Annotated in this window: 24 protein-coding genes; 2 read left to right on the top strand and 22 right to left on the bottom strand. The window is 68.1% G+C overall.

All coding sequences use genetic code 11. The features are described 5' to 3' along the window. Positions 1-267: 267 nt before the first annotated feature. From IG08_RS0142965 to IG08_RS0142935, 7 genes are all read right to left on the bottom strand, one after another. On the bottom strand, positions 268-1731 hold the full coding sequence (locus IG08_RS0142965; protein WP_030616560.1) for an aldehyde dehydrogenase family protein: 1464 nt from the start codon (positions 1729-1731) through the stop codon (positions 268-270). An 81-nt stretch (positions 1732-1812) separates the two neighbouring features. After that, positions 1813-2637 carry a mycofactocin-coupled SDR family oxidoreductase gene (locus tag IG08_RS0142960; protein WP_030616557.1) on the bottom strand — a complete coding sequence of 275 codons (825 nt, stop codon included), beginning with the start codon at positions 2635-2637 and terminating at the stop codon, positions 1813-1815. An 8-nt stretch (positions 2638-2645) separates the two neighbouring features. Beyond that, a complete protein-coding gene (locus IG08_RS0142955; protein WP_158812339.1) occupies positions 2646-3272 on the bottom strand; it encodes a histidine phosphatase family protein in 627 nt (208 codons plus the stop codon). A 5-nt stretch (positions 3273-3277) separates the two neighbouring features. Further along, complete coding sequence (locus tag IG08_RS0142950) at positions 3278-3496, bottom strand: hypothetical protein (RefSeq protein WP_030616552.1); 219 nt, start codon at positions 3494-3496, stop codon at positions 3278-3280. Between the two features lie 3 nt (positions 3497-3499). Beyond that, the gene (locus IG08_RS0142945) at positions 3500-3952 is read right to left on the bottom strand and encodes a Zn-ribbon domain-containing OB-fold protein (protein WP_030616549.1); all 453 of its coding nucleotides are present in this window, start codon (positions 3950-3952) and stop codon (positions 3500-3502) included. Then, entirely contained in the window at positions 3949-5160 is a 1212-nt protein-coding gene (locus tag IG08_RS0142940; RefSeq protein ID WP_030616546.1) for a thiolase C-terminal domain-containing protein, read from the bottom strand. Before IG08_RS0142940 ends, IG08_RS0142945 begins: the two co-directional genes overlap by 4 nt. 4 nt (positions 5161-5164) lie before the next feature. After that, on the bottom strand, positions 5165-6289 hold the full coding sequence (locus tag IG08_RS0142935; protein ID WP_030616543.1) for an amidohydrolase family protein: 1125 nt from the start codon (positions 6287-6289) through the stop codon (positions 5165-5167). Positions 6290-6489: 200 nt separating this feature from the next. On the opposite strand from IG08_RS0142935, the gene IG08_RS0142930 reads away from it, so the two are divergent. After that, positions 6490-7176 (top strand): TetR/AcrR family transcriptional regulator, encoded by a 687-nt coding sequence (locus IG08_RS0142930; RefSeq protein ID WP_030616539.1) that lies wholly within the window; start codon positions 6490-6492, stop codon positions 7174-7176. Positions 7177-7181: 5 nt separating this feature from the next. Here IG08_RS0142930 and IG08_RS0142925 read toward each other — a convergent pair whose 3' ends face one another. The 3 genes from IG08_RS0142925 to IG08_RS0142915 all read right to left on the bottom strand — a co-directional run bounded on the left by IG08_RS0142925 (position 7182) and on the right by IG08_RS0142915 (position 10301). Then, positions 7182-8228, bottom strand: coding sequence for a TIGR03617 family F420-dependent LLM class oxidoreductase (locus IG08_RS0142925; RefSeq protein ID WP_052425109.1), 1047 nt, complete (start codon positions 8226-8228; stop codon positions 7182-7184). A gap of 114 nt (positions 8229-8342) precedes the next feature. Next, positions 8343-9107: an enoyl-CoA hydratase gene (locus IG08_RS0142920; RefSeq protein WP_030616533.1), complete on the bottom strand. Its 765-nt coding sequence runs from the start codon at positions 9105-9107 to the stop codon at positions 8343-8345. A gap of 129 nt (positions 9108-9236) precedes the next feature. Then, on the bottom strand, positions 9237-10301 hold the full coding sequence (locus IG08_RS0142915) for a phosphotransferase family protein (protein WP_030616529.1): 1065 nt from the start codon (positions 10299-10301) through the stop codon (positions 9237-9239). Between the two features lie 153 nt (positions 10302-10454). On the opposite strand from IG08_RS0142915, the gene IG08_RS0142910 reads away from it, so the two are divergent. Continuing rightward, positions 10455-11843 carry an acyl-CoA dehydrogenase family protein gene (locus IG08_RS0142910; protein ID WP_063757832.1) on the top strand — a complete coding sequence of 463 codons (1389 nt, stop codon included), beginning with the start codon at positions 10455-10457 and terminating at the stop codon, positions 11841-11843. On the opposite strand, the gene IG08_RS0142905 is transcribed toward IG08_RS0142910, so the two are convergent. The 12 genes from IG08_RS0142905 to IG08_RS0142850 form a co-directional block, all read right to left on the bottom strand. Continuing rightward, positions 11824-12507 (bottom strand): TetR/AcrR family transcriptional regulator, encoded by a 684-nt coding sequence (locus IG08_RS0142905; RefSeq protein ID WP_030616524.1) that lies wholly within the window; start codon positions 12505-12507, stop codon positions 11824-11826. The genes IG08_RS0142910 and IG08_RS0142905 overlap by 20 nt on opposite strands. Positions 12508-12559: 52 nt before the next feature. Then, positions 12560-13570 (bottom strand): DUF2889 domain-containing protein, encoded by a 1011-nt coding sequence (locus IG08_RS0142900; RefSeq protein ID WP_063757831.1) that lies wholly within the window; start codon positions 13568-13570, stop codon positions 12560-12562. 29 nt (positions 13571-13599) lie between these two features. After that, the gene (locus tag IG08_RS0142895) at positions 13600-16077 is read right to left on the bottom strand and encodes a CaiB/BaiF CoA transferase family protein (RefSeq protein ID WP_030616519.1); all 2478 of its coding nucleotides are present in this window, start codon (positions 16075-16077) and stop codon (positions 13600-13602) included. A gap of 164 nt (positions 16078-16241) precedes the next feature. Continuing rightward, positions 16242-17096: an SDR family oxidoreductase gene (locus tag IG08_RS0142890; RefSeq protein ID WP_052425107.1), complete on the bottom strand. Its 855-nt coding sequence runs from the start codon at positions 17094-17096 to the stop codon at positions 16242-16244. Positions 17097-17152: 56 nt separating this feature from the next. Further along, entirely contained in the window at positions 17153-17557 is a 405-nt protein-coding gene (locus IG08_RS0142885) for a MaoC/PaaZ C-terminal domain-containing protein (protein WP_030616513.1), read from the bottom strand. Further along, positions 17554-17985: an FAS1-like dehydratase domain-containing protein gene (locus IG08_RS0142880; protein WP_030616509.1), complete on the bottom strand. Its 432-nt coding sequence runs from the start codon at positions 17983-17985 to the stop codon at positions 17554-17556. Before IG08_RS0142880 ends, IG08_RS0142885 begins: the two co-directional genes overlap by 4 nt. Positions 17986-18488: 503 nt before the next feature. Beyond that, positions 18489-19175, bottom strand: coding sequence for a PaaI family thioesterase (locus IG08_RS0142875; protein WP_199821036.1), 687 nt, complete (start codon positions 19173-19175; stop codon positions 18489-18491). Then, the gene (locus tag IG08_RS0142870; RefSeq protein WP_030616505.1) at positions 19172-19381 is read right to left on the bottom strand and encodes a hypothetical protein; all 210 of its coding nucleotides are present in this window, start codon (positions 19379-19381) and stop codon (positions 19172-19174) included. Before IG08_RS0142870 ends, IG08_RS0142875 begins: the two co-directional genes overlap by 4 nt. Before the next feature lie 61 nt (positions 19382-19442). Further along, positions 19443-20195, bottom strand: coding sequence for an ABC transporter ATP-binding protein (locus IG08_RS0142865; protein ID WP_030616503.1), 753 nt, complete (start codon positions 20193-20195; stop codon positions 19443-19445). Beyond that, a complete protein-coding gene (locus IG08_RS0142860; RefSeq protein ID WP_030616501.1) occupies positions 20192-22978 on the bottom strand; it encodes a branched-chain amino acid ABC transporter permease/ATP-binding protein in 2787 nt (928 codons plus the stop codon). The genes IG08_RS0142865 and IG08_RS0142860 overlap by 4 nt, the downstream gene beginning before the upstream one ends. A gap of 30 nt (positions 22979-23008) precedes the next feature. After that, positions 23009-24277 carry an ABC transporter substrate-binding protein gene (locus IG08_RS0142855; protein ID WP_199821035.1) on the bottom strand — a complete coding sequence of 423 codons (1269 nt, stop codon included), beginning with the start codon at positions 24275-24277 and terminating at the stop codon, positions 23009-23011. Positions 24278-24501: 224 nt separating this feature from the next. Beyond that, positions 24502-24765: a hypothetical protein gene (locus tag IG08_RS0142850; protein ID WP_030616496.1), complete on the bottom strand. Its 264-nt coding sequence runs from the start codon at positions 24763-24765 to the stop codon at positions 24502-24504. Positions 24766-24779 lie beyond the last annotated feature (14 nt).

Raw genomic sequence — 24779 nt, 5'->3', positions numbered from 1 at the left:
CGGAGGCGGTGCTCGCGACGAGGCCGCCCACGAAGAACGACCAGAGCAGCAGGTTGGCGACGACCGACTTCACGGTGGCGAGCAGCGACTTCACGGGTTTCTTCCTTCGGGCTGGGGGACGCGTGGGTCTCTTTCGATCTCTGTCCACCACGATCCCGTCGCCCGCCCGCCGCCACGAGGGACCGTCCTCCCGGACCCATGGTGCAGCCCGCTCCACCATGGGACGGACCAGCCCCGGATCAGCAACGCGCCGCGGACCACACGCCGTCACTCCGGCTCGATGATCGACACGGTCTTGTAGCGCAGGAACTCGTCGATGCCCGCTCGTCCGCCTTCTTTGCCGTAACCGCTGATTCCGAGACCGCCGAAGGGCGTGTACGGGAGGTTCTGCCGCGCACCGTTGACGTAGACACCACCGGCCTTCAGGCGCTCGGCCACCCGGTGGACGCGGGTCAGGTTCGTCGACTGGATGTTGGCGCCGAGCCCGTACGGCGTGCTGTTGGCGAGTGCGACCGCCTCGTCCTCGGTCGAGAACTTGAAGACCAGCAGTACGGGACCGAAGACCTCCGTCTGTGCGATCTCGTGGTCGGGGTCGACGTCGACGATGACCGTGGGCTCGACGAAGTTCTTGTCGGCGAGGTCACCACCGGCCCGGTTGCCGCCGAGAGTGATCCGGCCGGCGTTGTCCCGCCTGGCGCGGTCGAGCATCCCGCAGACCCGCTCGACGGCGGCGGCGTTGATGAGCGGCCCCACCTTGACCCCGGGATCGAACGGATCACCCATCTTGTACGTCGCGGCGACCGCGGTGACACGCTTGACCATCTCTTCGTAGATGTCCTCGTGTACGAGCAGCCGGGTCGGCACCACACAGCCCTGGCCCGCCAGCACGCCGATACTGTCCCGCACGGCGCGGCTTGCCACCGACTCCAGGTCGCCGGCGTCCGGGAAGACGATGCTGCCCGTCTTCCCGCCCAACTCGAGTACCGCGGGCTTGAGTTGTTCGGCACAGGAGTGCATGATCCTGCGGGCCGCCACGGGTCCGCCGGTGAAACTCACCTTCTCCACCTTGGGGTGGCGAACCAGAGCCTCTCCTGCCTCCGCACCGCCGCTGAGGATGCTGCACACGCCGTCCGGCACACCGGCCTCCCGCAGCAACTGCCCGTACAGGTGCGGCGCGAAGGGGGTGAACTCCGACGGCTTGACGACCACGCAGTTCCCCGCGGCGAGCGCCGGTATGACCTTCATCCCCAGCGAGACGACGGGGCCGTTCCAGGTGACGATGATGCCGACGACGCCGTACGGCTCGGGTGTCGTGTAGGAGAAGTACCCGCGGGTGTCGAGCGTGGAGATCAGCTCGCCGGACAGCTTGTCGCACCACCCGGCGTAGTAGCGCGTCCAGTTGATCGAGTTGTCGACGATCCGCAGACCGAAGTGCGTCGGAGTGCCGCCGTCGAGCGCCTGGAGGTCGACGAACTCCTGACGGTGCTCGTCCAGCAGTTCGGCGAAACGTGTCAGTACGTCGCGCCGCGCCTCCGGCGTCCAGCGGCGCCAGGCCTCTGCCTGCGCGGCCGCCAGCTCGACGGCCTCGTTGATCTCGGCGGCGCCGGCCAACGGGATCGCCGCCTGTACCTCGCCCGTGTACGGATTGCGGTGTTCGAAGACACCGCCGGACCCGGAATCGAGGATCTTGTCGCCGTAGCGAAGCCGGACTTGTGGAGCGGTTACGGTCATGGGTGCCTCTCGGAGAACTCTTGACCAGGGGTGATGGTGTTGCCGAGGTGCGGAGCCGCACAGCAACCGGTGTTCGCGCTGTCAGCGGATGGCGAATCCGGCGTCGAGCGGGAGTTGGACGCCGGTGATGTAAGCGGCTTGATCGGACACCAGCCACGCGACGGCGTTGGCGATGTCCTCGGCCTGGAGAATGTCGATCGGGAGGGCGTTCCGCATCTGGCTGATCGGGTTCTTCTCGCCTTTGGCGGCCTGCGCGTGGAGTGCCTCCATGGCCGGGTTCTGCGTCATGCCCGACACCACGCCGGTGGGGTGAATGGTGTTGAACCGAATCCTCTCGCCGGCGTACTCGTTGGCGAGTACCTGCATGAGGCCGACCAGGCCCCTCTTTGCCGCTGTGTAGGCCTGGCCTCCTGCCTTGTCGTTCGCGACACCCTTGATCCCGGCCACGGAACTCGTGATGACGACCGACCCGCCGCGCTCCCCGTCACGGATCGCCGGCAGCACCACCTCGATGGTGCGCCATACGCCCGTCAGGTTCACATCGAGGATGTCGGTCCAGGTGCGGTCGCGGTCGCCGCCCGGGGAGAGCCGGATGATGCCGGCGTTCGCGATCAGGACATCGACCCGGCCGAAGCGCTCGACGCCGTGGTCCAGTACCCGGCGCAGATCGTCATAACTGCGCACGTCGCCCTTCTCGGCGACGATCGCCCCACCGGCCTCTTCGACGGCCTTGACGGTCGCCCGGAGGTCGTCCTCGGTCGCGTTCGGGTAGTCCATCGACTCGATGTTCTCGCAGATGTCGAGACCGATGATGTCCATGCCCTGCGATGCGAGTTTCACCGCGTGCGCGCGGCCCTGACCGCGGGCGACACCGGTGATGAAGGCGACCTTCCTGCCTGGCTCCATGGCAATCCCTATCTGTAGGTGACGAGTTGAGAGGACAGGTGGGAATACTCATTGAAGGTGACGAGTGTGCTGCCTCGGCTTCCGACGACGACTCTCGTGACTCCGCTGTTCACCGCTACTCGGTTGAGCGCGAGCCACTGCCGCTCTCCTCCTCCCAGCAGCGATGCGGCGATCCAGCCGATCACTCCGGCGCTGGTGAAGACGACTGCGCTTTCCCCCGAGGCCAATTCGGCGGCCACTTTTCCCAACGCACTGTCCACTCGGCTCGTGAAGGCGGGAAAGGGCTCCGCGTACTCATGGTCGTGCAGTCCCGAGGACCATCGGGGAATTGCCTGATCGAGCGGTTCGGAATCAGGGGTGTCCACCTTGCGATGCGACGCGAGAACGTCTTCGTGGTCGAACTCGTTCCATGCTTCGTCGACTTCCACGGATGTCGACCACTGTGACGCGAGACGTGTGCAACGGGCGGTGTCCTGCTGGCGTTTGAGACGGCCGGTCAGAATCCGTGTGGCGGAGACACCGCGCCGACGGAATTCCGTCCCGAGCATCTCGGACTGGAGTTCGCCGGTGCCGGAGAGCACGTCGTAGTCTGCCGCGCCCACCGATGCCTGGCCGTGCCGGACGAAGAGGATCACGCCCATCACGGCATCCCAGCCGTCGATGTGTGGAGCCGGGCAAGGCGCAATCCCTCCACCTGACTTGACGCCTCGACGTTCCACTGGCCACAGGAACACCAGCACCGATAACGGTCACCGTCGGGAATGATCGCCTGGCCATCACAGGAACCCCCGGTGTTCGCCACGCTCGCCAGGAACTCGAGCGGCTTCTCCTCCAGCGCACTCTCGTAGTCATCACCCATGCCTCACTCCTTCTCGGCGTCGGCATCGGCGGCCACGCGGAACACGGGTAGCAGCCAGCCATCGGTAATGGGATGGAAGTCGACGGTCAGCTCCATGCCGATCCGTACGTTCTCCGGTTCGACGCCGATCACATTGGTGACCAGCCTCGCCCCAGGTGCGTCCGGCAGTTCGACCACAGCCGGGACCAGGGTCAGCTCCGGCAGCCCGGGGTAGCCGTGCACCACGGCGAAGCTGTAGACAGTCGCGCGACCGGACAGCTGGGGCCAGTCCACCGAGGTGGACTGGCACTCCGGGCAGAACGGGGTGGGAGGCAGCCGGAAGGTTCCGCAGTCGCCGCACTTCGGCACCACCAGCTGCCGCTGCTTCGCGGCCTGCCAGAACGGCTCGGTCACGGTGTCCATCGCGATCCGGACGATGTGCGACGGGAGGGCCGTCGCGAGGCGCGCCGCGCTCATCGGTCACGTCCCAGGATCAGGCCGCTGACCGGCAGACTGGCCGGCCCGCCGGTGCACAGCGCGAACTCGGCGTCGGCGACCTGGTTGATCGCGGTGCCGCGCATCTGCTCGACACCCTCGACGATCTGGGTCATGCCGATGACGTACGCCTCGGAGAGCTGTCCGCCATGAGGGTTCACCGCGACGGTCCCCGGCTTCCTTCTGGGGGAGTACCGGATCGCGCCGCTCTCGACGAAGGGGCCGCCGTCACCCTTGTCGCAGAAGCCGTAGTCCTCCAGCTGCATCAGCACCATCGGGGTGAAGTGGTCGTAGATCAGCGCCACATCGATGTCCTGCGGTGTGATTCCCGACTGCTTGTACAGGTGTCCGGCGATCGGCTTGTGGCCGGACGAGGTGAAGGTGTCGTCCGGCATGCCGTACCACGAGAACGCGCGGCCCCAGTCCCGGGTGCCGCCGTGCGCGACGGCCACCACGGGCACCGGCTTCTGCCGCAGATCGCGGGCGCGATCGACCGAGGTCGTGATCACCGCCACCGCTCCCTCCGTCTCCAGGCAGAAGTCGTACACGCACAGCGGCTCGGCGATCATGCGGCCGCTGAAGTACTCCTCGCGCGTCAGAGGCGTCTTCTGAATCGCCTTGGGGCGGTTCAGCGCGTTCTGGCGGGTGGAGATGGCGATCTCGGCGAACGCGTCCCTGGTGGTGCCGTATTGATGCATGTGACGTCGCGCCAGTACCGACATCAGATGGCCCGGGCCTGCCAGTCCGGACGGCTGCAGGAAAGAGCTGATCGGGTTCACCGGCTTGGCCGCTATCACCGTGCCGAGGCGCTGCTTCTGCTGCTGCAGCGCCATGACCGTGACGACGACAGACGCGTCGCCGGCGACAATGGCCGCGCGCGCGAGGCCGATCGCCCCCGCGGAGCCGCCGCCACCGTTCGTGAGCGAGGCCGAGAAACGGATCTCGGGGATACCGAGGGTCTCCATGAAGTCGGCGGACTCCATCTTGTCGCCGTACCCGGCGCCGGCCCCCGAGTAATAGGCGAAGCCGTCGATCTGTCCGACCGAGAGCCCGGCGTCCGAGCAGGCGGCGAGGATGGCTTCGCCGGCGAGCTGCGTGATGCTCTTGCCGGTGGACTCGCCCCGCCGGTAGTAGGGCGTGGCGCCGACACCGACGATCGCGACGTCGCGCAGCCCCGAATCCTGCGGCATCGGCTCAGACCTCGCTCGCGGGGATCGGCGGAACATGGGGGAAGAGCTCGAAGAACGCGCCCTGTGTGATCCGCAGCCGGGTCTCGTCCGAAACGCCGTGGAAGAGCGTCTTCAGGGTGTCCTGCGTATGCCCGAAGGTGCCCTCCATGTGCGGATAGTCGGAGCCGAACATCACGTTCTTGTAGCCCATCGCCTCGAACGCCGCGACTGCCGTCTCATCGTGCTGGAACGAGGCGTACACCTGAGTCATCAGGGTTTCCTTGGGATCCCGTTCGAGCTTGGGACGCACCGCCATGTGGTGCTGGCGGTAGCCCTCCAGCATGCGGTCGCCCAGGAACGGGACCCAGGTGGCGCCGCCCTCGGAGACCAGCACCTTCAGATCGGGGTGCCGGTCGAGGGCACCGGAGGCCACGAGCTTCATGGCGGCACGCTGGCCGGAGAAGGTCGTCTCGGCGTAGTTCATGACCGCGCCGCCGGGACCGCGGTAGACCACACCCGAGCCGCCGGTCGTCATGTCCACCGGGTCGGTACCGATGTGGAAGGAAAGGACCATCCGCGCACGATCCGCGGCATCCCAGAACGGCTCCCACTCCGCTCGGTGCCAGTCCGGGGCACTGGGGTGCGGAGTAGTGGGCAGAAAGACCGCCCGGAAGCCCTGCTCGGCCGCCCATTCGAGCTCGGAGATCGCGTCCTGCACCACCAGCGTCGACACCTGGGCGGTGACCACGTAGCGGTCCGAGACGGCTGCGATCTCCTCGAGCGCCCACTCGTTGCTGGCCCGCATGCAGGCCTTGAGCAGCTCGGGTGTCCGGAAGGTCGAGGCCCACATCCCCAGCGAGGGGAAGATCACCTCACCCCAGACACCTTCCTGGTCGAGGTCGTGCAGACGCGCCCGCGCATCGCGGATGCCCTGCGCCTTCCGGCTCTCCTCCAGGAACTCCCTGGCCACCGAGGTCGGCAGCTTCCGACGGAACGACTGACCGTCGACGTGCACCGTCTCGTACTCCCCGTCCGGGTCCTTCTCGGACTTCGGCGTCAGGTCGGCGAGCCGCTTGGGCAACCGCTCCTCCCAGAGATCGCTCGGCTCCAGGAAGTGTGAGTCACCGGAATTGGTCCAGATCTTCGGCATCGTGAGTAGCCCTCCGGAAGTGGGGAGGTGTGTGGCCTGCGTTGCCAGGTCCTCGCATCGAACTGTTCCACCGACGGGGCCCACTGTCCATACTTTCTAAGACTTCTCCATTAGTTTTGACGTTGCACTGGCTGCGCGACGTCTACGAACATGGGCGTCAGCTAGCTCTCCCGACTCGAACGGGGACGAGGACGAGGACCATGGCAGTAGACGCGAAGGCCGCCGGCCGCAGACGCCGGCACACGACGGGGGAGGCGACCCGCGAGCTGTTGATGACGACCGCGGAGAGGCTCTTCGCCGTGCGGGGGGTCGAGGGCGTGACCTTGCGGGAGATCCAGGTGGAGGCGGGTCAGTCGAACTCGTCGGTCATCACGTACCACTTCGGCTCGAAGGCGGGCCTGGTCCGGGAGTTGATCGCCTTCCGCTACCGGACCATCGACGCGCGCCGAGCCGTGCTGCTCGAGGAAGCCCGGGCCGACGGCGTGTCCGACGACCCCCTGGCGGCAGTGCGGCTGATCGTCCGCCCGCTGGTCGAGAGCATCGAGGCCGGCGAGATGTTCGTACCGTTCCTGGCCAGGCTGGCCCCGGCGAGCGCGGACGCGGAGTACTGGCCGAGGCAGATCGAGGACGCCACCGACGTTCTCAAGGAACTGGTGCCCGATCTGCTCGGCGATCTGCCCGATCGAGCACGGCGCGGTCGTGAGGTGCAGCTCTACAACAGCGTGCTCAACCTCCTCGGTGATCACGCGCGGAGCCGGCACAGGATCAGCGAGGCGCAGCTCAACAACTACATCGACGGATGGGTGGGCATGCTGACCGCGCCCGTCTCACCGGCGACGTCCGACCTCATGGAGGCGGAGGCCCGCACGAGGAACCGCAAGGGATGACGACCCTACGAGACGTCCGGCGGCGAACTGCAAGGAGCCGCGGCGGTTTCCTTCAACGAGCGGACCACGCCCGCGTGCCAGTCGGGGTCGCACCCCTGCGGGAGGGTGAGCCCGACCCGGTCGGCGTAGCTGCCGATGTGCTGACGCATGGCCTCGCCGAGCCCCTCCGGCTCGGCGACGACCACAAAGGCGCCGAACACCTCGTCGTCGATGAGTGCACCCATCTCGGCCCATCGGCCCTGCCGCGACAGTGCTGACAGCTCGGTCTGCAGGTCGCCCCAGCCGTGCAGTTCGAGCACCGGGCGGTACGACGGGGTGGATGCGTAGAAGGCGATCTGGTCACGGACCGCGGCGATCGCTTGATCCCGTCCGGGTCCGTCCGGATCCGTGACCACGAACGGGCTCGCTCGTACCTCGAAGCTGCTCCTGTCTCGGCCTCGGGCGGCGAGCCCGCGGTCGATGGCGGGCTGTGTCACCTCCCGCACGTACCGCGCGGTGGTGAAGCTGTGCAGGATGAGCCCATCGGCGACCTGGGCGGTGGCCTCGGTCATGCGTGGCCCGACCGCCGCGACGAACACAGCCGGCGGCGGCACGTCGAGGGGGCCCGGATCGAACCTCGGCGGCATGAGGGTGTGCTGGGTGAAGTCACCGCGGAAGTCCAGCGGAGTCCCCTCCTGCCATGCCTGCCATATGGCGTGCAGTGCGCTGACATACTCGCTCATCCGCTCGGCCGGCCGGGACCAGGGCATCGCGAACCTGCGCTCGATGTGAGGGCGTACCTGGGAGCCCAGACCGAGTTGCAGCCGACCTCCGGAGAACCGTTGCAGATCCCAAGCCGCCATCGCGGTACTCATCGGGCTGCGGGCGAACGCCACGAGGATGGACGTTCCCAGGGTGATCCGGCTCGTACCGTCGGCCGCCAGCGCGACCGGGAGGAGCCCATCGTGTGCCACCTCCGGGACCAGCACGGAGTCGTAACCGAGATCCTCCAGGGCCGATGCGCCGGCGCGCGCGTCCGCAAGCCCGCCTGTGAGCCTTCCGTCCACCTGCACGGTGTCTTCTCCTTTCCGACGACCCGGTTCGTGGTGTTCCCGGTCTCGCGTGCGCGGTGGAAGTCCTGTGGCGGTCCTCCGTCGTGAGCCGGACGAGCGGGGGCAGCCCCGGTCCTACAGTTGATCCCGGTTGCGGGCCGTCACCGCGCGGCGCCGGTCTTCGAGCATGCCGAGGTCCGGCCGGTGGGCCTCCGAGATCGCCTGCTCGACCGCGAGCGCCGCCCCGATCGTGGGCTCGCCGCCCTCTCGGTAGATGCGCTTCATCGTGCGCATCGTCTCGTGCGGTACCTCGGTGACGGCAGTGGCGAGCTCGATAGCACGGTCGAGAAGCGCATCGTGCGCGACGACTTCGGTGACCAGCCCGATGCGCAGGGCTTCGGCCGCGCCGATCACCTCTCCGGTGAACGACATGCGTCGCGCCCACGCCTGCCCGACGACACCCGGCAGGCGTGCGGTCATCCCGCCGCCGGGCAGTACTCCGACACGGGCATGAGTGTCCGCGAAGACCGCACGTTCAGAGGCGACCAGGAAGTCACACCCGAGCGCGATCTCCAGCCCGCCCGTGAACGTCGCGCCGTTGATCGCGCCGATGACCGGAGTCGTCATCCGCGCCACCTGCTGAACGCATGGTTCCTCGCGATGCCTGCGGAAGTAGGCCTCCCCTTCGCGAGCAGCCTGCTTGAGATCCACGCCGGCGCAGAACGCCGGGTCGACGCCGGTCAGCACCACCGCTCGCACTTCGGGATCGGAGTCCGAGTCGACCAGCCCTGTGTACAGGGCGCTGATCAACTCGCCGCCGAGCGCGTTGCGCGCCTCGGGTCGGTTCATCGTGAGGATGCGGACCGAGCCGACGTCCGCGACGAGCACCGTCTCGCTCACGCCGATACCTCCGCCCTGGTGATGGTGGTGCCCGCTGACGCGGGCCGGCCCGCTCCGATCGCTACGGCTGTGCTCGGGACGCGCCGTTCGTGGTTCACACCGTTCTGCACGACGAGGCCACCTGCGCGCCTACGCTCCGGCGACGAGTTGCGCCGCGACTCGTCCCGCATCGAGGATCGAGTCGTTGTAGTGCGCGACCTTCGGATTGGTGACTTCACCCTTCAGATAGCGGGCGTAGCCGCCTTCGAGGACGATGGCGAGTTTGAAGTTCGCGAGCACCTCGTAGTACCGGTAATGGTCGAGCGGGTTCCCGGTCAACTCGCGGTAGATGTCGACCATCTCGTCTCTGAGCGGCATCCCCGTGTAGTCGACGTACCTGCTGTGGACGTCCTCGACGCGTGCCGGCCACTGCCTCATCAGCCAGGCGAGATCGAGGACGGGATCACCCACCGTCGCCATCTCCCAGTCGACGATGGCGGCGAGGGCCGACTCGGGGCCATGTCGGAACATGACGTTCAGGAACGAGTAGTCACCGTGCATGATGCCGGGGGACCACTGGGAGGGGATGTTCTCGCGCAGCCACCCGCCCGCTTCGGCAAGGCCAGGGATGTCGCGGAAGCGGAACCTGTCCCAGTGCGCGGTCCACCGATCGACCTGCCGCTCATGGAAGCCGTCCGGCTTGCCGAAGCCCGTGAGCCCGCGTGCCTGCCAATCGACCGCCGAGAGGGTCGCGAGACCGCGGACGAGTTCGCATGCAAGCTGCCGGCGAGGGGTGACGCCGTGTTCGGCCGCGAATGGCTCCGGCCAGGACATCGAGGCGGCCGGGGACCAGCCATCGACCTCGGACATCACGTAGAACGTGGCGCCGAGAACGTCGTGGTCCGTGCAGATCGCCAACGGCGTGGCGTGTGGGACATCGGTGCCCTCGAGCGCGGTCAGCAGCCGGAACTCGCGTTCCATCGCGCTGTTGCGGCCGTCCGGGACGACTCGCGGTGGGCGCCGCAGGATCATCCGCTGCGCCCCGCCTCCCAGCCTTGCCACGATGTTCTGGTTGCCACCACCGATCGGATCGACGACCAGCACCTCGGGACGGTCCACAAGGGACTGCTCGACCAGCCAGGTGGCGAGATGCTCTCGGTCGAGAGCGTCATCGACCGAGTCTCCGACGTGGGTACCGCTTCCATCGACGGTCATGATCCCAGAAACCTCCGGCGTGATGGATATCTATCAACGCGGCGTTGACGAGAACAGTATCCTCAATCAGAGTTGGCTGGCAACGGCCGTTCGCCCGGTCCACTCGCTCGCAGGCGCGACGCGCCGTACCCCGTGCGCCGCCGAAAGGAAGACATGGTCGACTTCTCGATCGATGCGGAGTTCCAGAAAAAGCTGGACTGGATGTCGGACTTCGTGGCGAACCGCATCCGCCCACTGGAGTACGTCTACGACTACGACATCGACGCTGCCTACGATGTCGGCAACCGGGCCCTCCGCAAGGTCGTCAGGCATCTGCAGGACGAGGTGAAGGCCCAGGGGATGTGGGCGGCTCATCTGCCGCCTCATCTCGGCGGGCAGGGGTTCGGGGCCGTCAAACTCACCTACATCAACGAGCATTTCGGCGGCTCGGCGTTCGGGCCGGTCGTCTTTGGGTGCCAGGGACCCGACAGCGGCAACTCCGAGATCCTCGCGATGTTCGGCACCGACGAGCAGAAGCGGTCCTATCTGGAGCCCCTGCTGGCCAACGAAGTCTTCTCCTGCTACGCGATGACCGAACCGCAGGGCGGCTCTGATCCCACCAACTTCCGTACCCGGGCCGTTCGTGACGGCGACGACTGGGTCATCACGGGCGAGAAGTGGTTCGCCTCCAATGCCAACCACGCCGCCTTCATGATCGTCATGTGTGTGACGGATCCGGATGCGCCGCCGCACAGCCGCGCGACCATGTTCATCGTTCCCACCGACGCGCCCGGGTTCGAGGTGGTGCGCAACATCGGACTCTGGGGGGACAGTCCAGGTGGCGGTGGGCACCCTTGGCTCCGTTTCAACGGAGTGCGCGTACCGGACGCCGCGCGCCTCGGCCCGGTCGGCGAGGGCTTCAAGGTCGCGCAGTCACGGCTCGGCGGCGGACGACTGCACCACGCCCAGCGCACGGTGGGCCACGTCAAGCACATGCTCGACCTCATGGGGGAGCGCGCTCTCAGCCGGGAGTCGTACGGCGAGGTGATCGCGCAGAAGCAAGCCGTTCAGCATGACCTGGCGCGAAGCTTCATTGAGTATCAACAATTTCGGCTGCTCGTTCTGTACACGGCGTGGATGTTCGACCAACGCGCCGAGCACGGTCGTGAAGGCCGCAAGATGATCTCCGCCGTGAAGGCGGCCATGGCCAAAATCGCGCAGGACGTCACCGTCCGCGCCGTTCACCTGCACGGTTCCATCGGCGTGTCCAACGTGATGCGGTTCGGCCAGTACATGGCGCTCGCCTTGCACGAGGGGATGGCCGACGGTGTCACCGAGCTGCATCTCTCCTCGGTGGCACGGGCGTTGTTGCGCGACTACGAGCCTGCGAAAGGGAACTTTCCGACCGAGGTGCTCTTCGAGCGGAAGGCATGGGCCGCGCAACAGCTTCAACCCGTCCTCGATCAGGTGGGGGTCACCTTCGAGGAGAGCCGAGGCACTGTCGACGTACTTCCCGTGTCCCCGCCCTGGCGGCCGCCGTCGATCACGGAGTCGGCCGGCTGACAAGTCCGGAGAGCGCGATGTCCGCCAGGCCGTCGGCGAGATCCTGGGCCGAGAGTGTCCGACCCGGCTCGTACCAGCGGAAGGTCCACGCGACAAGGCCGATGATCGATTGCGCGACGACCCCCAAGGGAAGCTTGGTCGTGAACTCGCCGGACTCGACCGCTTCCTGGACGAAACCCTCGATGAACTCGAACTGGCGCTGGGACAGATCGATGATCGGATCCAGATCGCTCTGCTTGATGCCCTCGAACCGGGACAGGTCCTCGTGGACCCAGATGTAGAGGTAGGGGAAGTGGCGGTCGTAGTGCTTCATCAGCACACTGATTCCGGCCCGCAGCTTGTCAGCCGCTGACTGCTCGGACCGCGACACCTTCGTCAGGTCCTCGTCGCTCTCGATGAGAGCGCGGTGCACCATGTCCGCGAGCAGCTCATCCTTCCCCGCGACGTAGTAGTAGATGCTGGCGCGATCCGCCCCGAGCTCCTCGGCGACGTCGCGCAGCGTCATGTCGTGAAACCCCTTGCGGCGCATGACCGTTGTGGCCGCGAACTCGAGCTCTGCCCGCCTGCGCAGATACGTCTCGCTGGGACGTTTCCGAGCCTTGCTGCGCCGACGGTCGATATGGCTGCCCGCCTCGGCGCCGCTGTCGTCGTTGGCCGTCCCCATGCCGTGAATCCTACGGCGTGCGTCAGTCCCCTTACCGTCACCCTCTTTACCGTCACCGGTCGGAGAGGGCTCCGAGCGCCGAGGCCAGGGCCGGTGCGTCGGCGAGAGAGCGCAGCATGTCGTTGAGGTGGGTGCAGCCGGCGACGCCGGCCAGCACGCTGAGGACCATCGGACGAAGTTCCCCGAGCGGGCGGCCGATGAGGTCAGTCGTGTTCGGGACGGCGAGCGGGCACTCGCGGTAGGGAAGCACCCGGGGGGTCGGCTCGACCGACCGCAGGACGAAGCCGGCCGCATCCGCTTCCGCGGTCAGGGCGTACTCGTGGATCGACTGCCTGCCTCCCTCCGGGAGGGTCGAGGAGTCCTGGAAGAACGCGTCGACCTGGACGGTGGGACCACTCACCCACAGGTCCAGGCGACGGGCACGACGCATGGAGACCTCATGATGGTCGACGAGCTCATGCCAGGCCGAGTCGTCGTCGAGGTCGTCGATGCCGACGGCCCGTTCCCGGTGCTGCTCCCACCGGAGCGTGCCGTCGGGCGCCAGCGCGCTCGATCCCTCCTGGTATCCGGTGCACACCCCGGTCATGACTCTGCGCCGAACCTCCTCCTTGCCCGCCAGGTAGCGCTCCATCCCGTACCACGGCCGGAACGCCGATCCGGACACCAGCGTGGCACCGGGAAGGTCGTCGAGCAGCAGATGGAGCGGCGTCGCAGCGGAGACGTCCGCCGCCGCCACCTCGGCCAGACGCCCGCGGTGTCCGCCCATGCCTGACTGGCCGACGAGGCCGTCGAGCAGGGGGCGTTCGGGCGTCGTGGCGATCTCCGCGATCAGCCGCCGGGAGTCGAGGACGACCCGCATCCGAGCCCCGGCGACGACGGAGGCCGTGCCGTTCGGCGACGTCACCAGATCACGCGCACGGCCGTCGAGGATCGTCTCGCCTCCCATCCCGTCGGGCCAGGTGGCGTCGATCGTGCTGGTGCGCCGTATCGATCCCGGACGACGAGGGGGAGCCGAGGTCCCCGCTCCGCAGGGCGCCGGTACCGACGGCACGTCGAGCCCCATCACCCCTCGCCTCCGACCGTCACGTGACGTCAACGCACGACTCCCGCGTCGCGGAGATCGGCGATTCGGGCTTCGTCGTACCCGATCGCGCGCAGCAGGGTGTCGGTGTGCTGGCCCAGGGTGCAGCCTCCCTCCGCCTTGGTCGTCGACCGGGAGAAGCGGTTCAGCGGGGCGAGGCGACGGTGCTCGTCGAAGATCGGGCTGTACGCGTCGACCGCGTAGCCCGCGTCGTAGAACTCGTCGCTCTGCATGTGCCGTTCGGCCGGTGCCTGGGTGACCGCGACGCAGCCGACGTCCTTCGCCGTGAGATCGGCCTCCCACTCGGCCTTCGTCCGGGTGGCGAAGATCTTGGTGAGTACGTCCGCGAGCGCGTCGTCGTCGGCGGCACGCGCCCGGCCCGTGGCGAACCGCTCGTCGGCGAGGTCGCCGGGGTCGCCAAGAGCGGCGGTCAGCGCGGCCCAGTCCCGTTCCGCCGGCGCGGCGAGGAACAGCCAGCCGTCGGATGCGGCATACATCCGGTAGAGGGCACTGAGACCTCGGAAATCGGCGTCGACACGAGGATGCGCGGGACGTCCCTCATAGCTGGTGTTGTGGGCGATCAGTGCCTGGGTGCCCGTGCCGAGCATCGTGGCGACGATGTCGTTCAGTTCGATCCCGCGACGCTTCGCGTAGATCCCGAGGAGCAGGGTCGAGCCCACGCCGAGGGCGGCCATCCCGTCGGCCTGGGCCGCCGGGACCGTTCCGCCGGCGTACAGTTTGCGGGCCTGATCCAGCAGCTGGTCGCGATCCTCCGTGGGACGGCCGACCACCTGCGCGTCGGTCACGGAGACTCCCGATGCCGCGCCGATGGACGGTGCGTAGGCGGGCTTGGATCCGTACGGGCCGTCGATCCCGTAGCCGGGGGCGTTCACGTAGACCAGATCCGGGTTGACCGACTTCAGCGCGGCCTCGTCGGCGCCGATCCGGGCGGCGGCGCCCGCCCGGTAGCACTGGAGCACCACGTCGACCTGCTTGACCAACTCGCGCAGGATCTCCAGCCCTTCGGGGGACCGGAGGTCCACGGCGATGCTCTCCTTCCCCTGGAGCGCCTTCGCGCCCCCCGCCTCGGGGAACGCCATGATGCCGCGAATCAGGTCGCCGTCGAGAGGTTCGACCTTGATGACCCGCGCGCCGAGATCGGCGAGGAGGGTGGCGCCGTACGGTCCGGCGTACATCAGACCGAGTTCGAGTACCGTCACACCGGCGAGGGGGAGCCCCGAGTGGCCGTGCGGTTCCCCGGCGTTCAGGGGACTTCCGCTCGGGGCCTTCACCGTCGGCTCGCCGGCCGCCAGTTGTCGCAGCTCCCGGGTGTGCTCGCCGAGGCGAGGGGCGCGCCGGATCCTGGTGAGCGGGCGTCCGGCCGCGTGGACCAGGGTCGACGGCTGGCGTACCGGGCCGAGGTCCGGATCGTCGACCACGGCCACGCGGCCCTCGTGCACCAGCTGGGGATGGTCGAGCGCCTCGTCCGGTGAACGGAACTGCTCGCCGAAGACGTCCGGATTGCCGGCGAACGTCTCTTCCCACTCCTGTAGCGTCCGCTTCCCGACCTTCGAGATCATCTTGTTCCACCACTCGAACCGGAGCTCGGGCGTCGGAAGCATCGGAAAGCCTTCCCACTTCGGATCGGCGAGCTCGGCGCTCAGGCCGAGCTCGTCCAGCCAGGCCTGCATGAGCCGCGGCGCCGTCTGCGCGAACTGCAGCCAAGTGCCGTCCGCCGTCGCGGCGATGAGCATCGCGTACAGCAGCTTGGTCTGCGGCCGCCCCTGGTCGTCGTAGGCCGCACCCGTCGGCTGGAACGCCTCCGGGTAGCGGCCGAGCACCAGCTCGTAGAACCAGTTGTACGGGTCGTACGCTCCGACTCCGGTCACCAGATCGGCCTCCACCACCTGGCCCAGGCCGCTCTCCTCCCGTTCCAGCAGCGCGGCAAGGATGCCCTGGACCGCTGCCTGCGCTGCCGCGAACGACGCGTAAGGAGTCGTGACGTAGGCGGGATCCGGTCCGGCGGTGAGTTGGTGCTTGGAGTGGAGAACGCCGCTCTTGGCCATGATCAGCGCCTCGTAGCCCTTGCGGTGGGACCACGGTCCGCGGGTCCCCCAGCCAGTGATGAGAGCCGCTACCAGTCGTGGGTACCGAGCCGCCAACTGCTCGGCGGTGAAGCCGAGTCGCTCCGCGGCGGCCGGGCGCATCGTGGTGACGGCGACGTCGGCCCTCGTGAGAAGGCTTTCCAACGTCGCGCGATCGGTGTCATCGTGCAGGTCGAGTGCGATGCTCCGCTTTCCGCGCAGCAAGCCGGGCCAGCCCGGATTCCCGCGCAGTGGGTTTCCCCCGGGCGGCTCGACCAGAATGACGTCCGCTCCCGCGTCCGCGAGGAACTGCGTGGCCTGAGCGCCGGGCAGTGTCGTCGAGAGATCGACGACGACGATGCCGTGGAGAGGGCCTTCGCCGAGGTCGTCGTTCTGGTCGGTCATTCTCATCTCCCTTTGACGGTGCGGGTCCGCGTCAGGGGCGCTCGAGGTCGAGGGGAGCGCCGGGGGCCCGCCTTCGACAAAAACGGAAACCCATGTGGACAGATCAGGAATCTGATGCAGCGGTGCTGTCGCGCACGCTTCCGCTCCGCGGCCAAGGCTTGGCTTCAGCTGAACCGGGTCGTCGCGAGGATGCCGCCGTCGACCAGCAGATCGGTCCCGGTGATGTACGACGCCCGGTCGGACGCGAGGAACTCGATGGCGTCGGCGGTCTCGATCATCGTCCCCTCGCGGCCGAGCGGCGACTGGCGCAGCATGCTCAGCTTCACTTCACGGTTGGGTCCGGCGGACTCCAACGCGCCCATCGGAGTATCGATCGGGCCCGGCGACATCGAGACGATGCGGGCACCCTTCGCCCCCCAAGCCGCCGCACGCTTCCGGCACATCCGGAGCATCGCGAACTTGGTGAGCCGGTAGGCCTGGAGCGACGTCTGCTCGGGAACCAGCGACTCCAGTCGCTCGACGAAGTCCGGGTCCAGCGGGTCGTCGAGCACGGCCGTGATCTCCGGACTCGGCGGTTCGGCAAGGTGCCCGGCGGAGGAGGACACGAAAACCGCGGCCGTGCCCGGCGCGGCCTGCTCAAGACTCATGCGCTCGATCAGCCTCGCCCCGACGAGGTTCACCCTGAGCAGGGTGAGCCAGTCACTCATCGACGGGGACAGTGCCGCGACGTGGGCGACCGTGCGCAGCCGTCCCCGTGCCGCGACCAGTTCGCCGAGTTCCGCAACCGAGTCGGGTTCCGTGATGTCGCACTGCGTCACCACCGCGTCGATCCCGTCCTCGCGCAGTGCGGCCTCCCGTGCCGGGTTCTTGGCGGCCGACAGGCTTGCCAGCACGAGGCGGTGGGACTGGCCCAGGCGGCGTGCTGCCGACATGCCGATGCCACCCCCGCCGATCACCAACGCGACGGGCAGATCGGGACGTTCACTCGTCCCGGTCTTCAACTCGCGGCCGGAGCCCATGACTTCCCCTTTCTCTTTTCTCTGGAACCGACACCAGCCCGATCCCCTGGCGTTCATCACGTCAGCGCGAACTCGGCGGAGCCGTCGACCACGAGCGCACCGTCGTCCTTGCGCAGCTGGATCGCGAGCTCCAGACGTCGCTCGTTGTCATGCTCGAACAGCCGCACGACCTCGGCCGATGCGATCAGGCGGTCCCCGCGGTACACCACCTGCGTGAACCGCGTGCGAAAGCGCCGTACGCTCTCCTCCCCGAAGTGGTCGGTGCAGTACGCGGCGAGCCAGCCGGCACCGAGCATCCCCGCGCTGAAGGACGCGGGATACCCGACGGACCGGGCGAGCTCGTCGTCGTGGTGCATCGGGTTCATGTCACCGCTCGCGCCCTGGTAGCGCACGATGTCGGTCATCGTGACCGGCCCGAACGTGCGCTCCGGAAGCCGGGCACCCTGTGCGAGCTCGGTCACGACGCCTCCTTGTGCACATAGGCGGACGTGTACCGGCACTCGGCGCGCAGGAGTCCCTGGTCGTCGTGGAAGGACACCAGGAAACGAACCAGCACCATCGGTCCCTGACGGCCCTGCTTGATCCGCACGTCATACAGGCGTTCGGAGTTGTGCAGCGTCTCGCCTGCTCGCGGTATCGGGCCATGGAAGAAGTACTCCTGCTCCAGTGAGAGCAGATTCCGCACATCGGGCTCGATCCCGACCGTTGCGCACGCCTCCGCCACCTCGGGTGCGCGCACTGTGTCCCCGATGCGACTCCAATAGATCACCGTTGCCAGGAAGGTCGGCGGAATCGGAGCGTTCGGGTCGTCGAGGTAGGCGGGGCGAGCCGCCGCTGTCGCGTTGGCGTACTCCCGCACCTTGCCCCACTCGATGGGCATGATCGCCATACCGGCTCCTCACAGTTGATCCGCAGCCATCGGTCTTTGTCGAACGTCCGGTCGGGTCGGCGATCGGCGAGTGCGATGGCGTCCCGTGCGCGCGCTGCCTCGCGAGGTCTTCGAAGCGAACTATTTCGCTGACGGATCCGACCGTCAATACTTTCTAAGAGTTGATCATTATCTTTTGATGCTGCGCCGGGCTCGCCGCGGTGACGGCTCAACCGGTGTCGTAGAACTCGTCGGTCGGCATGTCGAACACATCAGAGGCCGACGAGTTGTCCGAGTCCGCTGCGCTCACGCTCTGTTGAACGGCAGGAGGGACCAGAGCCGGCCGCAGACGACTGCGCTCGGCTTTGGCCGAAGCGGGCGGCCGACACGGCGCGGCCGCCCATCAGCGGACCGTTGCGGTGATGAACGACGTGACCGAGGCCGACCCCAGGCTCAGGCCTGATGAGGTGACGGTGCCCTGCCGTCGGTCGTCGCCCGCGGAGTAGGACCGGCGTCGCCTGAAGTCAGGGCTGACCGGGATTCAGGACGATGAACAGCCCCTCCGCCTCGGCACAGAGCACTTCACCGTGACGAATCTCGGCCCTGAGTACGCGCTTTCGGCCTTCCTCGCTCACGAACCAGCCGTGTACGTCGAGTTCTGCTCCGATCGGGGTGACCGATCGGAAATCGGTGTGCAGGTAGGCGGTGCGGGCTCGGCTGCGGCCGGCCGAGCCCGACAGGCGCCCCAGGACCTCGTCGAAGAGAAGCGGGACGGCACCACCATGGACCGCTCCGTTCCCGCCCAGGAAGTACCGGCCGAAGCGGACCGTGCCACGGACACTGAAACGATCGGCCTCGTGGACCCGGAAAGCCGGCGCCATCGTCTGACCACGGCCCAGCACGTCGTACCGGTGCCCGAAGACCTGCTCGCGTTCAGGAACCGCCGCGTCCGAGAGGCGCTCGCACCAGGCGCCGAGGTCATCCGCCAGTGCGGTCACCGTCCCGGTGTCCAGCCGCGCAGCCGCGACATGGTCCAGGAAGGTGCGCAGGCGCGCGATCATTTCGCCGTACCCGTCTCCGGGCTCGCCGTCCGGTCCCGTCGACCGGGTCCACGATTCGACCTGCGGGATTCGCTCCGACTCGGCGGTGTCCAGCCCCAGAGCCGGGTCGTCGGACCGGCTGCTGCCGGGAGGGAGCCCGGGCCTCCTCACACCGACACGCTTCCGGTGGGGACCCTGGCGAAACTCAGGGCCTGCTGTCGAGTGGGAGTCCCACTCCACTCACCGTATGAGTGCAAGTACGTGCCCTCGTCGTTCTCGGGGTCGATCACCTGACCGCCGTAGCCGCTACCGCTGTTCGGGATGCCGGGCAGGCACCCGAGCGGCTTCTCCTCAAGTGCGCCCTCACTGCTGCTCATGTTCCACCCTTCACTCCTTCTTCGTGTCGCGCTTCATATCGAGGGAACCCAGGACGATCTCTCATGGTCGATCGCCGGTCGCGGCCGGCATGCTCTCCGGCGCCTGCTCGCCGAGGTAGGCCCGTTCCAGCAGCTCGGGGTCCGCCGCGAGCCTTGCGGCGGACCCGCTCAGCACCGTTTCGCCGTGCACCAGGACCACGGCCTGGTCCGCCACCTCAAGGGCCAGCCGGACGTGCTGCTCGACCAGCACGACCGCCGTGCCGGTACCTTCGGCGATCCGTCGGACGACCGGCAGCAGCTCCTCGACGATCACCGGCGCCAGCCCCATGCTCAGCTCGTCGATGAGCAGGACCCGCGGGTCCTGGATCATGGCCCGGCCCAGAGCCAGCATCTGTTGTTCCCCGCCGGAGAGCATGCCGGCCGCGACCTTCAGACGTTTGCCCAGTGCCGGAAAGAAGTCGAGCGCCTGGTCCACGGTGCTGCCATGACGCCGCCGGGCGAGCGTGAGGTTGTCCCGTACGGTCAGCTGGGTGAACAGCGACCGGTCGTCGGGCACGAGGACCAGCCCCCTCCGGGCGGCCTCACGCGCCCGCCCACCACGGATCTGCCGGCCGTCGAGGGCGACCGTCCCGCCCAGGCGCGGCAGCAGGCCCGCCAGCGTCATCAACAAGGTGGTTTTCCCGGCGCCGTTGGGCCCCAACAAGGCGGTGACCTCGCCGCGGAGGAGCTTCAGGTCGAAGGCGCGCACCACTGGCAGTCCCTTGGCGTAGCCCGCGTCCACGCCCTCACATGTCAGCAGTTCCTGCCCGTTCACTGGACGACCTCCCCACGCACTTGGCTCGCATCGACCCGGGTCGCACCGAGGTAAGCGGTGGCGACCCGTGGATCGGCCTTGACCTCGGCGGGGGTTCCCTCCGCGATCACCTTCCCGATGTCCAGCACGACGATCCGATCGCACACGTCGAGCACCAACCCCATGTCGTGGTCGATCAGCAGTACCGTCACTCCGGCGGCCCGGACGGCACGCAGCCGGTCACCCAGCCACCGGCTCTCGGAACTGTCCAGGCCGGCCGCGGGCTCGTCGAGGAGCAGCATCCGGGGACGCCCGGCCAGTGCACGCGCGATCGACACCAACTGCCGCCTGCCCTGGGACAGTTCACGCGCCGGCTGGGCCCGGAATCGGCTCAGGTGAAGCGTCTCGAACAAGCGGTTCCGCAGATCCAGCCCCTGAACGGTGCCGACATGGTCGCCGCCGTGCCGGGCCGCGGCCTCCCCGACCAGCACGTTCTCCTCCACACTGAGATCCTCGTAGAGCTCGATGCCCTGGAACGTGCGTCCGAGGCCCGCCCGGCCCCGCTGATGCGGCTTCAGCGACGAAATCGGCCGCCCGTCGAACTCGACCGTTCCCGTACTGCGGCTGTATCCGCTGATCGCGTCGAGCAGGGTGGTCTTCCCGGCACCGTTCGGGCCGATCACGCCGACGATCTCGCCCGAGCGCACGGCGAAGGACACCGAGTCGACCGCCACCACTCCGCCGTAACGCACCCCGACATCGCGCACCGAGAGCACCACGTCGCCCGGATCGGGGACCGGCGGGCGGGCGGACGGTGTCGTCCCGGTCAGAGGCTCGGCGTCCTGGTCGTCGACGGCGTCGACGGCGGACCGGCGCCTGTGCCGCAGCTTGTTCATCAGTTCGTGCGCCGGACCGACGATGCCCTCCGGGTTCGTGATCACGGTGAGCACCAGGCCGATGCCCATGATCACGCCGTACCACTCGCCCATGGACAAGGCCCGGTCCAGCAGTACGGGCAGCAGGCCTCCGGCCCCCATCACACCGGCCACGAGGCCGCCGGACAGGGAGGTGATGCCTGCCAGGTACGCGGTGGCGAACAAGCCCAGTCCACCGATCGCGGTGAACATCTCGGCGTCGGCGACGGTCTGTTGGTAGCCGAGCAGAGCACCCCCGAGCCCGGCGACGAACGCTCCGATCGCGAAGGCGATGATCTTCGTGCGGGCGACGTCGATCCCTGCCGCGGCGGCCGACCGCTCGTTGGCGCGCACGGCCAGCATCGCCGCACCGAGCCGGCTGCGGCGCAGCCACGCCACCCCCAGGCCGACCAGCAACAGCACGACCAGGCACAGCAACGCGAACGGGATGCGCGGGTAGTCCTCGCCGGCACCGATGCCGAGGTCGATCCCGAACAGGCGTGGCGAGGGGACCTTCGAGCCGTCCAGGCCGCCGTTGAGCTCGGTGTTGCGGAACCAGAAGGCCTCCAGCGCGACCGCCAGTGCGACCGTGACGACGGCTGCCGGCAGGCCACGGATCCGCAGGGCGGGAAGCCCGATCACGACGCCGATCACCATCGCCACCACGGCCGCCAGCAGCGGCGCCAACGGGAAGGGGATCCCCCACCCCGCACTCAGCTTGCTGAGGCTGAACGCGCCGACCCCGGCCAGGGTCAGCTGGGCCAGCGAGATCTGACCGGCGAACCCGGTGACGACCACCAGCGACAACGAGATCACCGCCAGCGTCAGCGAGGTGATCACCGCGGCACGGATGCTTCCGTGGGTGGCGAAGAGAACGACGACACCAAGGCCCGTGCTCACGACAGCCGGGCCCAGGATGCGATCGGGCCGCGGCGCGCGGCCCAACGCCTGCTGGATCAAGGAGCCGCGGGTGGGCAGTGGCCGTCCGCGGACCACGAGGTAGGCCAGGATCACGGCCAGCGGCACCAGTTGCGCCGTGCCGGTCTGGGGAAGCCATGACCACTTCCCTTGCAGGAACTGCAGTTCCGACTGCAGCATCCCGATGACCAGGCCGGCTCCCACGGCGGGGACCAGCGCGGTGAAGTTGCCGACCAGGGCCGCGGCGAGGGCCGGCACGATGAACAGGGTGTACGAAATCGGGACCAGGGGCACGATCGGTGCGATCAGAATGCCGGACAGGCCGGCGATGGCTGAACTCAGCGCCCAGTTCGCCACCGCGATCCGTTCCGGCGACAACCCGCTGACCAGCGCGCCCTTCTCCGATTCCGCCGCCGCCCTGGCCGCAAGGCCGAACCGGGTCAGCCGGAACACCAGCGCCAGCGCGACGGTCAGTACGACGATGACCGCCGCGAACCACAGCCGGTCGCCGGGGATACGCGACCCACCCCATTCCACCGGGTCGTTCGGCAGGATGGCCTTGACCGACACCTGTGCGGTGCCCACCCGCGCGGCGAGCACGGCCTGGATCACCAGCATCACCCCGATCGAGGCGACGGCTTTCGCCACCGGCGGCGCGGACCGCAGCTGCCGGAAGACCAGCCCGTACAACACCACCCCCAGGACCGCGGCGAGCACCAGCGAGATCACCATCGCCGGCACAAGCCCGAGCGGTCCACCGAGCCCGACCGTCGTCGGCAGGCCCGGTATCGGCACCAACAGCTCACCCTGGCGCAGGAACGCATAGGTGTACGCGCTGTACAGCGCGAGCGCCCCGGTGGCGAAGTTGACCACCCCGGAACTGCGGTAGGTCAGCACCAGCGCCAGCGCGAGCGCGCCGAACACCGCCCCACTCCCCAGTCCCAGCAACAGGAACACGACATACTGGCTCATCGGCGAGACCGTCCCTTCCGGCTGTTCCGACTACCGCGCGAACAACGGACTGGGATCGATGACCCGCACCTTCTCCAGCTTGCCGCCGGACACCGTGCCGGTGACCAACTGCGCCGAGCAGGCCGCCTTCAGCCCCGGTACCGCCGAGGAGTCACAGGTGAACGTGGAGCCGTGGCCCGCGGGCAACGCGACGTTCTTGGCCGAGCGCAGGGCCGCGGCGATCGTCTTCGGCGTGACCTCGCCCGTCAGGCTGTGCAGCGCACGCACCAGACCGAGCACGCTCTGGTACCCGACCGCCGCGTACCCCTGGGTCGGTGTGTCGGGGCTGTACTGCTTCATCACCTGTCGGTAGAGCTGGGCCTCGATGTCGTCACTGGCCGTGTCGAAGCCGCTGAACACCTGCGTGCCGTCCATGCCCGCGCCCACGGCGTCGACGACCTCAGGGGCCACACACGACTGGACGGCCATCCGCGGGGTGTCGCCGCCGAGCGTGCCCATCGCCTGGAGCACGGAGGTGCACACGGTCGACTCTCCGATGACGGCGATGGCATCGGGCTTGCTCTGCAGCGCGGCACTCACCTGAGGTGACGCATCCGGCGTGCCCGCCGCTATCGCCACGATCTGCAGGCCGATGCCGGCCTTGGTGAAGACCGGCTTGCCGATGGCCTCGACACCGCTGACCACGGCCGGCGCGTCGATCACGAACGCGGCAACCTTCTTGTACCCCTTCTCCTTCGCGTACGCGGCCATCGACGTCATGGTCGCCGGGAAACCGCCCGTCCAGGAGAAGGAGTTGGTGCTGGTGGCTTCGGCGTTGCTGGCGGCCACAGCGCTCGTCCAGGGAATGCCGGCCTGGGTCACGATCGGCACCATGGAGTCACCCATGGCGCTGCTCGTCAGTACGACCGCGTCGACTTTCTGCTCGACCATCTGGTTCGCGCAGTCCCGTGCGGTCGCCGGCTCTTCCTTGGTCTTGCAGATCACGAACTTGATCGGTCTGCCCGCGATCCCGCCGAGGTTGTCATTGGCGTACTTCCGGGCCGCTTCGGCGGCCTCCCTGTTCTCGGGCTGGCTGGTGGTGGCGCCGCCCTCATTGGTGATCAGGCCGATCCTGACCGGCTCGCCGGTCGCCTTCTTGCCTGGGAACGCGCTCGCCAGCGCGGTCGGTATTTCGGTGCTGTCCGTGGTGGTGGCGCCAGCGCCGCCTCCGCATCCTGCAAGCAGGACCGCGGTCGAGATCAGTGCGACCGATGCCCGTGATCGGGGCGAGGAGAAGACTCGTCTGACCGACTCCGTCATGTCTGCTTCCCAAAGTGTCGGCGAGTGCCCGGCACTCGCTGCGATCAGCGATCGGCAGCGCCGCGGGAAAGAGCCGCGGCTACGCTGCCGTCTGAGAAAGTGAAGAGAGAGCCGCAAACGGATTCCGAACGGCACGTAGGCCAGGCGCCGCGGCAGACCATGGTGGCCGGCGTGCCCAGGACCTCACGACCGGCGATGAGGGTGACCTGCTCCCACGGAGCTGGTCACCCGACCCTCGCGATGGGTAAGGGGTTCGTCGGCACTGGGCCGGCCGGTCGGCAGATCGCTGCGCCGTCGATCTTCGATGGGACGAACTCCTCCTCGGAGAGGCCGAATTCGTGCAGTGCCTCATCGGTGTGCTCGGCGAACTCGGAGTGCTTGATCTTGATGGCTCCGGCACCCCACTTCACGAGCACCGCACCCGCCGCGGGCACAGACGGGAACTGAGGGACTTCCAGGATCCGCACGTCCTCCGTCGGTCGGTGCACTCTGACCGCCTCCT

Source organism: Streptomyces fulvoviolaceus, from assembly GCF_000718165.1.
Taxonomy (GTDB): domain Bacteria; phylum Actinomycetota; class Actinomycetes; order Streptomycetales; family Streptomycetaceae; genus Streptomyces; species Streptomyces fulvoviolaceus.
Note: the sequence above shows the minus strand (reverse complement) of the source record. Positions and strands in the feature narration are given on the sequence as shown.

What these genes read in the sequence shown, in the direction of transcription:
- IG08_RS0142965 (WP_030616560.1), bottom strand. Translation starts at nt 1,731, where the DNA reads ATGACCGTAACCGCTCCACAAGTCCGGCTTCGCTACGGCGACAAGATC.
- IG08_RS0142960 (WP_030616557.1), bottom strand. Translation starts at nt 2,637, where the DNA reads ATGGAGCCAGGCAGGAAGGTCGCCTTCATCACCGGTGTCGCCCGCGGT.
- IG08_RS0142950 (WP_030616552.1), bottom strand. Translation starts at nt 3,496, where the DNA reads ATGGGTGATGACTACGAGAGTGCGCTGGAGGAGAAGCCGCTCGAGTTC.
- IG08_RS0142945 (WP_030616549.1), bottom strand. Translation starts at nt 3,952, where the DNA reads ATGAGCGCGGCGCGCCTCGCGACGGCCCTCCCGTCGCACATCGTCCGG.
- IG08_RS0142940 (WP_030616546.1), bottom strand. Translation starts at nt 5,160, where the DNA reads ATGCCGCAGGATTCGGGGCTGCGCGACGTCGCGATCGTCGGTGTCGGC.
- IG08_RS0142935 (WP_030616543.1), bottom strand. Translation starts at nt 6,289, where the DNA reads ATGCCGAAGATCTGGACCAATTCCGGTGACTCACACTTCCTGGAGCCG.
- IG08_RS0142930 (WP_030616539.1), top strand. Translation starts at nt 6,490, where the DNA reads ATGGCAGTAGACGCGAAGGCCGCCGGCCGCAGACGCCGGCACACGACG.
- IG08_RS0142915 (WP_030616529.1), bottom strand. Translation starts at nt 10,301, where the DNA reads ATGACCGTCGATGGAAGCGGTACCCACGTCGGAGACTCGGTCGATGAC.
- IG08_RS0142910 (WP_063757832.1), top strand. Translation starts at nt 10,455, where the DNA reads ATGGTCGACTTCTCGATCGATGCGGAGTTCCAGAAAAAGCTGGACTGG.
- IG08_RS0142905 (WP_030616524.1), bottom strand. Translation starts at nt 12,507, where the DNA reads ATGGGGACGGCCAACGACGACAGCGGCGCCGAGGCGGGCAGCCATATC.
- IG08_RS0142900 (WP_063757831.1), bottom strand. Translation starts at nt 13,570, where the DNA reads ATGGGGCTCGACGTGCCGTCGGTACCGGCGCCCTGCGGAGCGGGGACC.
- IG08_RS0142895 (WP_030616519.1), bottom strand. Translation starts at nt 16,077, where the DNA reads ATGACCGACCAGAACGACGACCTCGGCGAAGGCCCTCTCCACGGCATC.
- IG08_RS0142890 (WP_052425107.1), bottom strand. Translation starts at nt 17,096, where the DNA reads ATGGGCTCCGGCCGCGAGTTGAAGACCGGGACGAGTGAACGTCCCGAT.
- IG08_RS0142880 (WP_030616509.1), bottom strand. Translation starts at nt 17,985, where the DNA reads ATGGCGATCATGCCCATCGAGTGGGGCAAGGTGCGGGAGTACGCCAAC.
- IG08_RS0142870 (WP_030616505.1), bottom strand. Translation starts at nt 19,381, where the DNA reads ATGAGCAGCAGTGAGGGCGCACTTGAGGAGAAGCCGCTCGGGTGCCTG.
- IG08_RS0142860 (WP_030616501.1), bottom strand. Translation starts at nt 22,978, where the DNA reads ATGAGCCAGTATGTCGTGTTCCTGTTGCTGGGACTGGGGAGTGGGGCG.
- IG08_RS0142855 (WP_199821035.1), bottom strand. Translation starts at nt 24,277, where the DNA reads ATGACGGAGTCGGTCAGACGAGTCTTCTCCTCGCCCCGATCACGGGCA.